The sequence below is a fragment of the Microbulbifer agarilyticus genome (genome assembly GCF_001999945.1).
Lineage (GTDB): Bacteria > Pseudomonadota > Gammaproteobacteria > Pseudomonadales > Cellvibrionaceae > Microbulbifer > Microbulbifer agarilyticus_A.
On record NZ_CP019650.1, the window covers coordinates 1,189,436 to 1,204,832 of the forward strand.

The 15,397-nt window shown below is 49.0% G+C and carries 12 protein-coding genes; 6 read left to right on the forward strand and 6 right to left on the reverse strand.

Annotated elements, in window-relative coordinates; all coding sequences use genetic code 11:
• Nucleotides 1-43: 43 nt before the first annotated feature.
• The 5 genes from Mag101_RS18290 (at nucleotide 44) to Mag101_RS04860 (ending at nucleotide 4,913) form a co-directional block, all read left to right on the forward strand.
• Nucleotides 44-514 carry an IS3 family transposase gene (locus tag Mag101_RS18290; RefSeq protein WP_198040092.1) on the forward strand — a complete coding sequence of 157 codons (471 nt, stop codon included), beginning with the start codon at nucleotides 44-46 and terminating at the stop codon, nucleotides 512-514.
• A 794-nt stretch (nucleotides 515-1,308) separates the two neighbouring features.
• Nucleotides 1,309-1,713: a hypothetical protein gene (locus tag Mag101_RS04835; protein WP_077401577.1), complete on the forward strand. Its 405-nt coding sequence runs from the start codon at nucleotides 1,309-1,311 to the stop codon at nucleotides 1,711-1,713.
• A gap of 1,685 nt (nucleotides 1,714-3,398) precedes the next feature.
• Nucleotides 3,399-3,680, forward strand: coding sequence for a hypothetical protein (locus Mag101_RS04850; protein WP_077401585.1), 282 nt, complete (start codon nucleotides 3,399-3,401; stop codon nucleotides 3,678-3,680).
• A 90-nt stretch (nucleotides 3,681-3,770) separates the two neighbouring features.
• Nucleotides 3,771-4,211 carry a phosphate-starvation-inducible PsiE family protein gene (locus Mag101_RS04855; RefSeq protein ID WP_077401588.1) on the forward strand — a complete coding sequence of 147 codons (441 nt, stop codon included), beginning with the start codon at nucleotides 3,771-3,773 and terminating at the stop codon, nucleotides 4,209-4,211.
• A 156-nt stretch (nucleotides 4,212-4,367) separates the two neighbouring features.
• Nucleotides 4,368-4,913 (forward strand): sugar O-acetyltransferase, encoded by a 546-nt coding sequence (locus tag Mag101_RS04860; RefSeq protein ID WP_077401590.1) that lies wholly within the window; start codon nucleotides 4,368-4,370, stop codon nucleotides 4,911-4,913.
• 120 nt (nucleotides 4,914-5,033) lie between these two features.
• Here Mag101_RS04860 and Mag101_RS04865 read toward each other — a convergent pair whose 3' ends face one another.
• Nucleotides 5,034-7,022 (reverse strand): S9 family peptidase, encoded by a 1,989-nt coding sequence (locus Mag101_RS04865; protein WP_077401593.1) that lies wholly within the window; start codon nucleotides 7,020-7,022, stop codon nucleotides 5,034-5,036.
• Between the two features lie 594 nt (nucleotides 7,023-7,616).
• Between Mag101_RS04865 and Mag101_RS04870 the strand changes: the two genes are divergently transcribed.
• Complete coding sequence (locus Mag101_RS04870; RefSeq protein ID WP_077401596.1) at nucleotides 7,617-8,366, forward strand: alpha/beta family hydrolase; 750 nt, start codon at nucleotides 7,617-7,619, stop codon at nucleotides 8,364-8,366.
• Between the two features lie 127 nt (nucleotides 8,367-8,493).
• Here the strand turns inward: Mag101_RS04870 and Mag101_RS04875 are convergent, their stop codons facing one another.
• From Mag101_RS04875 to Mag101_RS04895, 5 genes are all read right to left on the reverse strand, one after another.
• Nucleotides 8,494-10,197, reverse strand: a complete 1,704-nt coding sequence (locus Mag101_RS04875) for a protein adenylyltransferase SelO (RefSeq protein ID WP_077401599.1) — start codon at nucleotides 10,195-10,197, stop codon at nucleotides 8,494-8,496.
• A 54-nt stretch (nucleotides 10,198-10,251) separates the two neighbouring features.
• Complete coding sequence (locus Mag101_RS04880; protein WP_077401601.1) at nucleotides 10,252-11,151, reverse strand: aspartoacylase; 900 nt, start codon at nucleotides 11,149-11,151, stop codon at nucleotides 10,252-10,254.
• Nucleotides 11,152-11,422: 271 nt separating this feature from the next.
• Nucleotides 11,423-14,167, reverse strand: a complete 2,745-nt coding sequence (locus tag Mag101_RS04885) for a nitrate/nitrite transporter (RefSeq protein ID WP_077401604.1) — start codon at nucleotides 14,165-14,167, stop codon at nucleotides 11,423-11,425.
• 65 nt (nucleotides 14,168-14,232) lie between these two features.
• Nucleotides 14,233-14,439, reverse strand: a complete 207-nt coding sequence (locus Mag101_RS04890) for a hypothetical protein (RefSeq protein ID WP_077401607.1) — start codon at nucleotides 14,437-14,439, stop codon at nucleotides 14,233-14,235.
• On the reverse strand, nucleotides 14,432-15,385 hold the full coding sequence (locus Mag101_RS04895; RefSeq protein WP_077401611.1) for a peptidylprolyl isomerase: 954 nt from the start codon (nucleotides 15,383-15,385) through the stop codon (nucleotides 14,432-14,434). The genes Mag101_RS04890 and Mag101_RS04895 overlap by 8 nt, the downstream gene beginning before the upstream one ends.
• Between the last annotated feature and the right edge of the window lie 12 nt (nucleotides 15,386-15,397).

The following is a 15,397-nucleotide window of genomic DNA, read 5'->3' on the forward strand; positions in this document are numbered from 1 at the left end:
CAAGATAGAGGGCATCAAACTGACGCGACCGAACCAGCTGTGGGTGGGCGATGTCACCTATATAAAGCTCAGAGATGGCAGTTGGCAGTACTTATCGGTAGTCATGGATCGCTACAGTAGGAGGGTTGTCTCTTGGTCCCTGAGTGATCGAAGGGATGTCTCTCTGACACTAGCTAGTATCGATAGGGCGGTGCGCAACCGCGGGCATCAGTCGGAGCTGATCTTCCACTCTGACCGAGGCAGCGAGTACTTGTCGGGGCAATATCGGGAGCGACTGCGTCGATATGGGATCTGCCAGAGTATGAATCGAGTAAAGAACATGAATGACAATGCATTCATTGAGTCATTCTTTCATCAATTTAAAACAGAGCGTATTAAGCGCCAGGTATTCGACTCAGCACGACAGTTAAGATCGACAGTGACTGAATATATGCGCTACTACAACAATCAGAGATTACATTCTGCTATCGGGTATTTATCACCTCGAGAATTCGAGTGTAAAATCAGATGCTAACAACTAGGTGTGTGCAAAAGCGGGTTAAGTCCCAAGCGGGTTAAGTCCCAAGCGGGTTAAGTCCCAAGCGGGTTAAGTCCCAAGCGGGTTAAGTCCCAAGCGGGTTAAGTCCCGCTCCGGCCCTTCGGGCCTCCGCGGGACGGCTTACCTTATGCACGTTTTGCGCGGTCGCTTCGCTCCCATTGTTGCGCAAATCGCGCATAAGGTAATCCGCCCCTGCCGTGGGCGTTAAGCATAAGATGAAACCGACCCCCTTTTACATGTGGAGTGCAGTCTTTTATTCTTTCTCTATTTCTGTGCTCGTAGCGTATCCCACCGCAGCGATTAATGTTAACCCGGGATCATCGCCGAGCAATGGACTATGGTTAGGATTTACTCTACTACTAGGGCTTTTACTCGTAATTTACAGTGCAATACCCAAGAGAAAGTCAATTTTTACTGCAAATTGGCTGGTGCTCCCTATTTTAGCTGCCGTATTTTATTCCATTTGTAAGTTTGTAAACCCACAAGCGGTAACTGAAAATGCTGGAGCACTATTACTCTTTTCAATATTTACATTTGGTGGACCGTTGTGGCTGCCTGTAATTTGTTGGTTTGTACATCTATTCGCATGTATTGCCGCCGGGGAATCAGATACTTAACAAGGCCAGGCAAAATACTCCGGGCCTTCGGCCCTCCGCGGGACAGCTTACCTTGTGCGCCATTAGCGCAGGTCGCTCTGCTCCCATTTTGGCGCAAAATCGTTGCAAGTTGAGTAGTCCCTGCCGCCGCGTTATACATTCAAGGAGAGATAATTGAAAAGCCTAGTTATTGGATTGGCGATCGGTATTGCCATAGCGTATTTGGGTGTGTATTTCACTGGCTTCTCCGCAGCGATTGCGGTTCCACAAGAATTGACTAAAGTACTATCTGGTAAAATTTTTCTAATCTGGGAGATTGCAGTAACGCAATTCCTAGGTTATGGAGTCATCGCGTTTCTACTTGTATTTTTCTCCATAAAAATTTTACAGCTCAGTCCATGGGTTACTGCAATAGCGTCATTATTTTCGTGTGAAGCATTGTTATTTGCTACATATACAAGTCAATACACTATTTATTTTCCGCATTTCATTGTGCTTGTTGGTTGTGGGACTCTTGCTGCTTTTATGGCCAGCCGCAAGAAACATGCACAACAAGCGCAAGCAAAATGCACGCCCTGAGGGTCTTCGTGCGATACCCAACGCTATTGCGTACATTAGTTGATCATATTGCTCAGATGAAATACGCGTATCTAATTGTTTTGTGTATGCCTTTGGTTCTATCTGGGTGTACGATTGTTGGTCTGATCATCGGTCAGAAAAATAACAAAGAAAGAAATAAGGATAAATCTGTTTTCGATGCTAAAACATATGATTATTCTAATGTTAAGGTTGGTTTCGAGACTGATAAAAAGATCGTAAAAGCAATCCTCGAATCAACTGGTAGAAAGGATGATGAGGGTGGGGTAGGCGATAGAAATGTCCCGATACACTGTAAGCCTCCTTTAGTACAAGTTTGTTCTGTTAAGGAAAATTTATGCATCTGCATAAAGGATAGTCAGTTCAATTAGCAAGGTCAGGTAACTTTCTCCCGACCTGCGGCTCTCCTCTGGACAGTCTTCGGGATCGTCGTCAGTGCCCGCCGTTGACCCGCGGCGGACACTCATCAAATTTAGAATTAAGAGAATCTTATGGTGACTTCATGGAATATGCAGCTTTCGTGTTCGGAATACTAGGCCTGGTTGCATTTGTACGAGTTGAAAAATTGGTAAAGACATTGAAAGAGCAAGGTCTCTTGGATCGAGACTACAAAGAATAGTGATGTCATCTAATTTGAAATAGGGCAGACGTAAAGCGAGTTTATTGTCTGCTGGTGACTTGTGGAAAATCCCGAATTTTTTCTTGATGAAGAAAGTGTACGCGTAATGGGTGTCGGAGCATGTTGCCCTAGAGCAAGGCCGGGAGATTTTTTGTGGGACTTCGGTGCTAATTGTTTTCCCTTGGTTCGAAAATATTTTCATTGTTTCAAGCATCAGATTTTTTGTGGCGTAAAAATATCGTGTTGCTGAAATATTCTATGTTTTGGCGTTGGTACGTGTAATAGTATTCATTATTAAGCTGGTAGTTATGTTGGGTCCTGACGGAATAGCTGTCAAGATTACTCCACCGATTGGGTTATATCTTTGGGCGCATTCCTCGGTAGTTCAATTTTGGGTTATTGTGTCCCGGCGCTGGAGTGATAAAGAACATGCTTAACACAATCGTGCAACGAGGCTGCGGGCCTCTTGCCTTCGCAAGGCAACTGACCTTGTGCACCTTTCGCCGGGTCACGTTGGTCTTATTTTTTCGCGAAAGGTGCACGAGATTAGCTGTCGTTGCTAGCAGCGTTATTTTTCAGGTCAAAAGAGTTGCAAAGGAATGATTGAATGTACGGATACATAAATCTAAAAAGTAAAAATTTGAATCCACTATTAGCCTTCGTAAAGATAATCCACGCTGTTTCGATTGCGCTATTCGTGCTAATACCGTTAAGCGTTATACCTGCGACTTTTGCTGGTATTAGCCAAATATATGTGCTGTCATTTTTGGTTTATCCATTTTGGGGTTATTTACTAGCTGGAATTCTCGCCGTTCTCATCGCATTTTAAGAAAGCTATAGAGTTCGTACCGAGCGTATGATACGCCCCGAAGTGAGTCCAACTAACATTCACAGGCAATGAACCCTTGGCCCTTTGTGCATCCATGGGGCGTCTTAAATTGTGCACCTTTTGCATAGGTCGCCATGCTCCCATTTTCGTACAAAGTACGCACAACGTAGGCAGTCCCTACCGGCAGTATTGTGTATCCATGCTTATCAAGGAATAAGAATGAAAAGATTAGCTGCTATTTACCCATTTTTATTGTGCGTCTTCATCGGCTCGGTGAGTGCCCAAACACAGATGCCGCCGCCTCCCAGTGCTGGCCCGAATATGAAAATGCTAGTTCCTATGCTCAAGGCTCAGCTAGAAGCACTCAGTAGCCCTGAGCTTCTTGAAGCTCAATCAAAATATTATAGAGAATTGTATTTATCCCTGAAGAAGCAAGGGTTCACTGACGAGCAGGCTATGCAGCTACTAGTGGCCTTGGCATCATCAGGGAATTCTAAGTAAGCGCCACAGCGCCACATAGCAAGTGTAGGAAATGGATCTCCGCCTCTTCGGGCCTCCAGGGGCGCGTTACAATTAGGAAACATTTTTTAAATGAGTAAAAGCATCGATAAAGCTGTTTCTTTGATTGATACCATAAAAAAATGGATGTCTTTTTTGGTTCTTGTTCTGATGACAATTGTGGTAAGTATCTCAGTAGTGGAGCTAGGTATAATTCTATACTTTGATATATTTGATCCATCAGATGATATTCTCTTCCTTGAAATAGATGAGTTATTTCGAATTTTTGGTTTCTTTTTTATTATTCTCATAGGTTTTGAGCTGATAGAAACTATAGAGATGTATTTTAAGAAAAACGTCATTCATGCCGAGGTCGTTCTTCTCGTTGCAGTAATTGCAGTCTCGCGAAAAGTAATCCTTCTGGATCTGGAAAAGTATGATCCCTTAGCTGTGATAGGGCTAGGTATAGTTATTGTCGCTCTGGGAGCTTGTTACTATCTCATAAAGCTGAACTCTAGAAGTGAAAATACATAAGAGCGCAATCAAGTGTGTCCACATCGTGTCCGGCCCCGCACAAGGCGCCAATCTATAGCCAATTTTATTGAAATCCGGCCTGATAAGGCACCAGCGTGTCTCGCTGATAAGTAATGGATTGCATGCATCAATTAATACGAATGATGAATGTGAGTGATGACTGAAAAAGAGAAGATGCTAGCGGGATTGCCTTACGATGCATGGGACGAGACTCTGTTAAGTGAGCGCATGGCTGCCAAGTCGATCTGCCATAGGTTTAATACTTACGATCCAACTAAATTAAATGAGCGAATGGCATTGTTGTCAGATTTTTTGACGATGAAAGGAAGTGCGCACATAGAGCCCAATTTTTATTGTGACTATGGTTACAATATTCGATTAGGGAATAATTTTTACTCAAATCACAACCTAACCATTTTGGATGTATGTACGGTAGATATTGGAGACAATGTTCTTCTAGGTCCCCAGGTTATGATTTCTACCGCTACACATCCAATTGATGCCCTTGAACGTAGTACAACAGAATACGGAAAGCCCATTTCAATCGGAAGTGATGTTTGGATTGGAGGGAATGTTTCAATTCTCCCAGGTGTTTCTATAGGTAGTAATTGTGTGATAGGTGCTGGTAGTGTTGTGAATAAGAATATTCCAGCTAATTGTGTAGCTGTAGGCAGCCCCTGTAAAGTTGTTAAGTCAGTTTAACTAGCGCATAAAAGATATATCTTTATTCTCGAACGATGTTTTGCCCAAGAGCATGCTCGGTAATGGGGTAAAAAAATAGCCCGCAAATTGCGGGCTTTTTTTAGAGGATTTACTAGTCAGTTACATGCTTTCACTTTCACCATGATTTTCACTGAGTGGCAAGTGTTCATTTAGGAAGCTTACATAAGCTTCCGACGCAGTGATGCGATTCACCTTCTTGCGGAAGCCGTGGCCCTCATCCGGGAACAGCACATACTCGACCGGTACATTATTTTTGCGAATAGCCTCGACCATTTCGTCGCTTTCAACCTGCAAAACACGCGGGTCGTTTGCGCCTTGTACTACCAAGACAGGATTATCGATTTTGTCGGCATGAAACAGTGGGGAAATGCGGCGATGGCGCTCGGCATCTGTTGCCGGATCACCCATTTCGTCATGCAGCGCTTTCTTGAACGATTCCCACCAGGGCGGGATACTCTGTAAGGTGCGTTCCCAATTAGTGACGCCGAAAATATTAATCCCCGCTTCAAATTCATCGGTGAACGCCATGGCTGCCATCGTCAGGTAACCACCGTAGCTGCCACCAATGACCGCGATCTTGTCCTGATCTACCCAGTCCAGGGACTGCAGGTACTTCTTGCCGTAGACAATATCCTGCAAATCATCTTCCCCGTGCTTTTTATCATCCAGGTGGAAAAAGGTCTTGCCGTATCCGGATGAGCCTCGGTTGTTTACTGCAAACAGGGCGTAGCCTTGATTAACCAGGTGTTGCTTGGCGGCGCTGTAGCCCGTACGGGACTGGCCACCGGGGCCACCGTGAATCCAGATCAGCGCTGGGGCTTTATTCTCGGCACTGGCTCCCTGCGGTTTGTACAGAAGGCCGGGAATTTCAAGCTCATCAAAACTCGGGAAGCGCACCACATCACTGGCAACTAGGTTTTGCTCGCTGATTTCCGGGTTAAGGGTATCTGTCAGCCGGCGTACCTTGTCTGCACCAAACTCATAGCTATACAGGTTTGAGGGTGCAGTATCGGAGTTCACATAGAACACCATGGACTTGCCATCATTGGCAAAGTTCACACCGCGCAGATCCCCGGCGGGTAGATTCGGCAGGGCCAGGGCCTTACCTGAGCGCTGGTCGACAATGTCCAGTTTGGTCTGGGCATCTTCATTGGTACCGATTACGCGGAAATTGCCATCTTTGGAGTAGTAAACGAAGGATACATCCCAATCTGCGCTGAACAGGGGAGAGCGCTTTCCGGTAGCAATATCGTAAGTCCATGCCTGGCGATACTCGGTAGCTTCATTGGTGCCATACACCAGCTTGCTGCTGTCTGGAGTAAACGTATAGGCAGAATGCTCTACGTTGCCTTCATGCGGAGTGATATGTACTGCAGTTTTCTCTTCCGATTGCAGGTCTACCAGAAAGAGGTCAGAGTCCGCATTGCTGTTCGCCTTCGTCATGACCAGCCAACGTCCATCGCGGCTCACTGTATCCAGATTCAGTGTATCGGTATTCTCGAATACGCGGGCTCGCTCGTACCCGTCTGTGGAATAGGCATAGAGATCGAACGCGCGCTCGTCTCGCTCGTTCGTTGCAACATAGAACTGCTTATCGTCCTGATGCCAGCCGAAAAACTGGGCTTTGAGCTTGTCACCGGGTGTCAGATCTTTCGCTTCGCCGCTTTTCTCCAGAACATACAGGTGGTTCAGCTCATTACCGCCCTGGTCCGCGGTGTATAGAATTCGCTCATCTAGTGGAAACCAGCTCACACCGTAAATCGTGTCCTTGTCAGACTGCGTTAGTGCCACGGGTGCCGATCCATCTAAAGGATAGCGGTAAGTGTTGAATACTCCGGACGCATCGCTGCTTACCAATACCGCAGAGTTGTCATGGTTGATAGATGAGCCGAACACCGTGGTGGTTTGGAAAAATTGCTCTGCGGAGTAGCGCTCAAAAGCGGTGGCAGGCTCGGTGGTATCTGCAGCAGCGGTGGACTCAGCAACTCCGGACTCTACATTGCTGGTGGCGCCAGACTGATCTGGGGTACAGGCCTGGAGGCAAAACAACAACGCTCCAAGGGATATGGCATTAAGGGTTGTTTTCATTGTGAAGCTCGGTGGATTGAAGTAAGTCACTAAGACTAACAAACAAGTGTTTGGAAAGTGTGATGGCCCTCACAAAGGGTTGGCGGTATCGATTGGGTCAAGAGACATGAGTATTCTTCACAGCAAATTACGCTATGTATCCCGTTGCGAGTCTTGCAGAGTTTCTTTTAAGAGGATGCTTGAAATTTAGTACTGCTATTTTTCGGGGAGGTTTAAATGCCCTGCCACTCCTATTGGCAGAGCTTAGTTTGTCGCCCAATCTTTATTTCCTTTCCTGTTGCTCGTGTCTTTTCCCGCCAGCACTACCCGCATAGATGGCAATAAGTCACAGGTTTTCTTTTTTTGGTCGAAAAGTCCGCCATCAAATCGATTTCATCCCCTTTTTCCTCTTGCAGTAATGACACGTGCACACGTATAAAAAAAGATATATTGATATGTAGATATGTTGTTATATCAATATATTTTAATATTGATTGTATCGCCCGTCATTCTGCTGCTCCGTTAACACAGGAACTTAATCGTCTCCCTTAACCCAGGGTGGCAAAGGCTTGATATGGCGTCATAAAAATAATCAGCAGTCTCCAGGAGAATATTGTGATTTTGACCAAATTGATCAGAGGTTTTGTATTCGCGAGTGTTTTGTTTTCTTTCCATCAGGTGGCGGTAGCCGATGCCCAAAGTGAAGTGGATACTGCGATGACTTCATCGCCGTCCGTTGCGGTGTTTCAGAAGCGCAACTTTGTGGGCGTTTCCCTGTTCTTTGGTTTTGAACCGGTTGCCCCGATTTCAAACCGCGGCGTGATCGTCTATCCCGGTGCGTTCCAAGACCCACGCGCCTACGCGCCGATAGCCCGTCATTTTGCTGACCAGGGGTACTACGCTGCGGTCGTTACCCCACCATTTAACTTCGGCTTCCTTGGTACCCACTACGGTACCTATGTGAAGAATCACTGGAGGAACGATGTTGCGGATTGGGTTGTGGCTGGGCATTCGCTGGGCGGTACAGTGGCTGCTCTATGGGTAGACAACAATCGAGCACCCTCAGACGGTATTGCCGGATTGGTCCTGCTCGCTGCGTATCCAGACGCTTTGACCAACCTGTCTGATATACAAATTCCAGTTACTTCAATCTGGGGCAGCGTGGATGGTCTCACTACTGAAAGCGATATTGAGGGCAGTAAGGACCAGCTGCCGGCCAATACCAACTATGTACGTATTGAAGGTGGTAACCATACACAGTTCTATTACTCCGATACCCTGCAGAATAATGACAACCCTGCGCAAATCCCTCGAGAGGAACAGCAGCTGATCGTCGAGCGAGAAATAGCCGCGATGCTGCACTAAACCCCAGATAGAGACGATAAAAAAACCGGTGCCATGCACCGGTTTTTTTATGGAACTGTATGTACCGCCATAACCTATTAGTTAGTAGCTGCGATCTGATCAAAAAGCTATGCCCCGATGATCCGCTTCAAGATGAACAGCTGTAGTGCGAAACGCCACCCGAATTAAAGTATTCCTTCGGTCTGAGGCGGTAGTATTTTACTTCCATTTCTTTTGACTGCTCATCATAGGGGCGGCTCAGGACTTCCTGAAGTTCCTCAATGAGCGAGTAATCACCTTGGGTGGCTTGTTGATAAGCTGGGACGATTAGCCATTCTCGCCACGCATATTTGGGGTTGACCTGCTGCATCTTCTTGGCCGTCGCCGAAAGGTCACTGCCGGTCTTCACCAGTTCGTGCCAGCGGCCTAACCAGGATTGCCATTGCTCATCGAGTTCTGATGACGTTTCGAAATAAAAGCTCGTTTTCAGTGCAGATACATTCTCCGGCATATGTGACAGTTCGCGAAAGAACATTGTGTAGTCCACTTCCGAATGGCTCATGAGCTTTACCAGCTCCTCAAATAGCGCGTGATCGAATTCCCGCAGTCCAAGCTTTTCTGCCCACATGTCTTGCATCTGCGTTTGCATGACGTTTTGGAAGCCGCGGCGTATTTCGTCGAGTTTTTCTAGCGCCTCTTGATTATCTTCGAGCAATGGCCGAATTGCCGACCAGAACATATGGAAGTTCGCCTCGGCTGCCGTCGGTTGATTGAAAAATGAAAAATGATGACCACCACCGGTCCAAGGCTGAAATTGTGGATCGAAAACTTCACAAAACCCAAAGGGGCCATAGTCGAGAGTAAAACCACCAGCGGCGCAGTTGTCGCTATTGAAGTTTCCCTGACAGTAGCCAACGCGAACCCAGTTGGCGACCAAGCGCGTAAGGCGCTCCCGGAATAGCTGTGCCAGCTCGATCAATTTATCGGAAAATGCAAGCTCGGAGTCAATCTCATCTTTGTATTCTCGTTCGATAACATGCTGAACGATCATATGCAGCTCTTCGAGTGCTTGATTGTGTGCATTACTGCGCACGCGCCGCGCGAATAGCTCTATTTGGCCGACGCGTAAAAAGGAGGGGGCTACGCGCGTGGTAATTGCGACCGGATTTTCCGTAATAATATCTGGGTCAAACGAGTGGGATTCTGGTGAATACCAGGGGCGTGCTACCGTTTCAGTCTTGGATACGTAGAGTGTTAATGACCGCGAGGTTGGTACACCCAGCGCGTGCATATACTCCTGGGCTAAAAACTCTCGCACGCTGGAACGCAAAACTGCACGTCCATCGGCACCGCGGCAATAAGGTGTTGGACCGCCACCTTTTAACTGCATTTCCCAGCGTTGGCCGTTGAAAACACCTTCGAAGATTGAAATTGCGCGGCCGTCGCCATAACCGTTGCCGGTACCAAATGGGCACTGTTGAGTGTATTCCGTGCCGTAAATAGAAAGTGCGTAACCTGTTGCCCAGCCCACATGGCGCATGGGGGGCTTGGCTACTGAAACATCACCGGAGAATAGTTGGCTGAATGCTTTGTCTTGTGCAAGCTCGTCGCTTAATCCAAGGGTGCGAAAGAGTGTCTTGCTGTGGATAACATATTCCGGCCGAACAATGGGCGTGGGAGTTACCGGCACAAAATGGCCAGAGAATACTTGGCGGGAACGATGGTCATCGCCATCGGTTGTGGCATCGGGGTCGGCATGTAAGCTATCCATCAATGAGTAATCTGCCAACTGTGTAAATTCATCAAAGCTTGTTACACGGGAGTTGGCTGGTGAATTGGACGACTGTGCCATTACTGGAGATGCCTAATTGCAGATAACTAACGAAAAGATTTGGGATTTATCGGCTTAATTTACGTCATTCAGTGTGATATCGACTTCTCGCATAAAGCTCAGACCAATGTGCTGATCGTAATACGCGGCTTCATTAATAAACGCACCGTATACGGTGGTATCTCCTTGATAGGGAATCGTTTCACCAGCGAGGGTAATAAACAGAGGGTCGCCCGGATTAATCGGGTGATAGTCCTTGTCCTGCAAATTGGGGTGAACCATAGCAGTTATTTCACCAGTGGAATCTTCAGGTAGCCGGATCTTTTCAATAAACTGATAACCGCTCATCTGTCTTGGCAGATCGAGCGTGCCACCCGCATTCACTTTCTCCAGATAATCCAGCGCATGCATTACTGCGGTGCGGGTTTCCGAATAGACCTGATAATTCAGCAGGCCCTGAGCGACCGGTCCAGCTTCAATAAGAAAACCATTGAAACGCCCAACAGATGTCAGGAAGTTGTCTTCCAGGCGGTCGCTCGGATGAAAAAACAGCGTGGCGTGGGGCATCTTTTGCTTAATGTAAAAGGCCATACCTACCACGAATGGATCACTGGTGTTGAATACCAGTGACATGCCCATATTTGCCGTTGTGGTATGCAGGTCGATGACAAAATCGACTCTAGGATCTTCCTTGGGACCTAGCAGTGTATTCAATGCTTTAGCACGCTGCTGCTCACAGCCGTCTAGTTCCGGATTGTTGAGGTCCTGGATATTGAATTGGCGGTTCAGGTCCTGATCAATATAGCGTCTGACCTGTTGATTGGCGCTGGGGTTGGTCAGGTGCAGTTCGGTCGCAAAACTATCTCGTTGTACTTCCTCAGGGCAGGATGACCAGTGTTTAATCAGATACACGCCGGTTAATTCGTTGCCGTGTGTACCGCCGGTAATGGCGACCTGCTTAATTGCGTTCTTCATAGGAAATCTGCACCAGATCCATTATAGAGGAGGGCATGCCACTCTATTTGCACGTTGTTAGTCGAAAGCAACTCAGAGTCTAACATTCGGGATGTCTCGTTGCCCAACGGGTCAACGATAGCGAGAGGTACTCTTCGACGGTTTTCAGGCTGATAGTGATGTGTAGATCTTGGATTGAGTGAATATGGAGGGGGAATAGGCCGAATATGTTGAGAAACCGGCTACTTTGATATCTCCTGAAATTTTCAGAAAAGTAGCCGGTTGGAGTCCGCTAGCCCTTGTTCTTGTTGTGCTCAATCTCGTACAGCATACCGCGACGAGAAGAGTAGAAGTGCCAGGTGAGGAACAGGCAGATTACGTAAAAAATCAGGAATGCCCAGAGCGCAGCCATAGGGCCACCGGTCATATTGATGGAGGTGCCGTAGGCTTTGGGGATAAAGAAGGCACCGTAGGCGGCGATGGCACTGGTAAAGGCAATAATCGCCGCGCTCTCACGATCTACCTGTTTGTTTAGGTCTTCTCCTTTCAATTGTGGCATTAGCCTCGGAATTTCTTTGCCCATGATCACCGGAATCATCTGGAAGGTAGATGCATTACCGATACCAGTGAGGAAGAACAGGGCAATGAAGCAGCCGAAGAAGCCCCAGAAGGCACCGGACATTTCATTGTTGTTGAGGAAGTAGATTACCCCGAGGGTAGCCACAATCATCAGTGCGAAGGTCCAGAAAGTTACCCGTGCACCACCATACTTATCCGCTAGCCAGCCGCTACCGGCACGGCTCAACGCGCCAACAAATGGGCCGAGGAATACCAGGTGCAGGGTATTCACATCCGGGAATTCGAGTTTGGCCAGTAGCGGGAAGCCGGCGGAATAGCCGATAAAGCTACCGAAAGTACCGGTGTACAGAATACACATCAGCCAGTTGTGCTTGCGTTTGAAGATGATGGCCTGGTCGCTGAAGCTGGAGCGGGCATCGGCAATATCATTCATGCCCACCCAGGCGGCGATGGTCGACAGGATAATCATCGGCACCCAGATAAACCCGGCATTCTGCATCCATACCTTGGTGCCTTCACTGGTGGACTGCGGCTCGCCGCCGAGCACGCCAAACACGCTGATGGTAATCACAATCGGCACCAGGAACTGCATCAACGATACACCGAGGTTACCAAGCCCCGCATTCAGTGCCAGCGCGTTACCTTTCTCCTTGTCTGGGAAGAAGAAGGCGATGTTCGCCATGGATGAAGCAAAGTTACCGCCACCGAAGCCACAAAGCAGCGCCAGGATCAGGAAGATAAGGAAGGGGGTGTCGGGGTTCTGTACCGCATAGCCCATACCAATGGCGGGGAGTAACAGCGATGCTGTGGATAATGTTGTCCACAATCGCCCGCCAAAGATCGGCACCATAAAGCTGTAAAATATACGCAGCGTGGCGCCGGAAAGCCCCGGCAGCGCGGCCAGCCAGAATAGTTGCGAAGACGTGAAGTTAAACCCGATCGCGGGGAGTTTGGCGACGACTACAGACCAAACCATCCACACCGCGAATGCCAGCAGCAGGGCGGGGATGGATATCCACAGATTGCGCCGGGCGATGGCGCGCCCCTTGGTTTCCCAGAACTCTTCGTCGTCTGGGTGCCATTCCTTGAGCACCGTTTCCTTCATGGTACTTTCCCCTTTGTTGAGCAGTTCCTGTGCCTTCTGCTCGGTTACTGCGGTGGATACTCGTTCACTATCGGTTTCTGTCCGGAATTCTGTTTCGTGTGCGCTGTGGTGATCCTCGGCCTGAATCGCGAGGTGCATCCAGATCAGCGAGAACACGACGATGGCAAACAGAATCGCAAAGCAACTGGTATAGATGCCCGTAAGATCCAATGCCATACCAAAAATTATAGGGAGGATAAATCCACCCAGCCCGCCAATCATGCCAACCAGCCCGCCAACGGAGCCCACATGGTGGGGGTAATACACGGGGATATGCTTGAAAACGGCGGCCTTACCCAAGCTCATAAAGAAGCCGAGAATGAATAGGGTGACCACAAACGGCCACAATCCCATTTCTGTGGAGAAGGTGAGTGGGCCATTTTTGGTCTGGATGATGTACTGGGTCGGCGGGTACGACAGCATAAACAGCAGAAACAGCGAAAACCCGAAGGTCCAGTACATAACCGACCGCGCTCCATAGCGATCGGACAGGTGCCCGCCATAGGCGCGAAACAGCGATGCGGAGAGGGAGAAGGCCGCGGCACACATGCCAGCGGTTTTCAGGTCCACCTTGTAAACGTCGATCAGGTAGTGCGGCATCCACAGTGCCAGCGCAACAAAGCCGCCAAATACAAAGAAGTAATACAGCGAGAAGCGCCACACCCGAATATCTTCGAGCGGCTCAAATTGCTCTGTAAGCGAGATTGGTTTGGTACCCGCAGCTCTTCGTGCCACCAGTTGTGGCTCATCTTTGGCGAAAAGGTAAAAAATCACCGCCATCAGGGCGAGTGCGCCGGCCCAAACATACGCTACTGCATGCCAGCCAAAGGCAACCAGAATGAAAGGCGCTAGAAATTTTGTGACCGCCGCACCCACATTACCCGCACCGAAGATGCCCAGTGCCGTGCCCTGGCGTTCTGCCTCAAACCAGCTCGAAACATAGGTAACGCCAATAATAAAGGAGCCACCTGCCAAGCCGATAAACAGAGCTGCGAGCAGGTACATCGGGTAAGTGGAGGCCACGGCGAGCAGGCAGGTGGCGATTGCCGTGAGCAGCATTTGTATGGAAAACACCAAACGGCCGCCATAACGCTCGGTCCATACACCGAGGATCAACCGGGTCAGCGAGCCGGTGAGAATGGGTGTGGCGATGAGAATGCCTAGCTGGGATTCGCTGAGTTGCAACTCTTCCTGGATGGCAATACCGATGATCGAGAAGATTGTCCACACCGCAAAACAGACGGTGAAGGCGATCGTACTCAGCGCGAGCGCGCGATTCTGATCAGACTTTGAGACGGCAGACGGGGCATCCATGGTAAGTTTTCCCTGCGTTAACCAGCCAGTTCAATAGGCTTACACGATATTGCTGTCTAAGACTGTTATGCGATAAAGATAAAGAGTGAAATCAATACGCAAATGATCGCGACCACAATCCATATCACGGGCCACTCGCGTCCTTCCTTACCTGTGGATGAGATGGTCTCCATGGGGTCTCGTCCCTGCTGGTCTGGCCCGTAGGTCTCGTCGGTTTTTGCTCTCAGGTCCGGATTGAGATCGGAATCTTTCGGTGGTTTGCGATCACTCATGTTCTGTACTCACATTGGTAACAGCGTCCGCTGCAGAATCAATTTCCACACCTTCGATATCGGCCCTTTGGGCCAATCCGGCAATGTAGTGGGAGGCGGAATTCACCCAGGCACGGGCTTCCAGCATGTCGAGAATCTTTTCCCGCGCCATATCGAAAGGTAAGGTCCGCCCATCTATCTTTCGATGGAGGCGAATCAGGTGCCAGCCGAAGCGGCTGCGCACGGGTTTACGGTTTAGGGTTCCCTCTGCCAGGGTCTCCAGCACATCGTGCAGTGCCGGCTCCAGTTCGCCACGGCGAATTTGTCCGAGCGAGCCGCCCTGGTGGGCGGTGGGGCAACCGGAATATTGTTCGGCAGCTTCGGAAAATGCCTGCGCATCATCACCTAGCTGCTCAATGAGGCTGCGTGCTGACTGTTCGGCCTCCTGCCAGGCTGATTCGCTTTGCTCATTCGGTTCAATCAGGATATGCGCCGCTTCAAACAGGTCAGGGGTGCGGAAGCGATGGGTTTGCGTATCGTAATAGCGGCGACACTCTTCTTCGCGTACTTTTTCCGGTGTTAGTACCTGCTCCAGCAGTGTGCGCACCCGGGTGTCATCATCGGTTTGCGCGGCGATATTACGATCGTTGGCTTCTTGTAACAGCAGTGTTTTGATTACCAGTGCGCGAGCGGCCGCTTGCCAAGCGTCTTCGGCGCTCTCGGCGCGGTGATGCTGCATTTCCCGCGAGATGACATCCTCGCCGATCGACACTCCATTCACCGTAACCTCGCCGAATGAAAATGTGGGCAACGGCTCACTGGCACCGGTGGCGCAACCGCAACCACCAGTCTCACAGGCTGATGGCATTTGTGGTTCTGGATGTGCATCGGTGACATCCACTGCCGGGATCTCTACCGCCGGGATTTCCACATACTGTACGGCGCTGTCTTTGTTATCACTGCTCATAGAATGCTACTT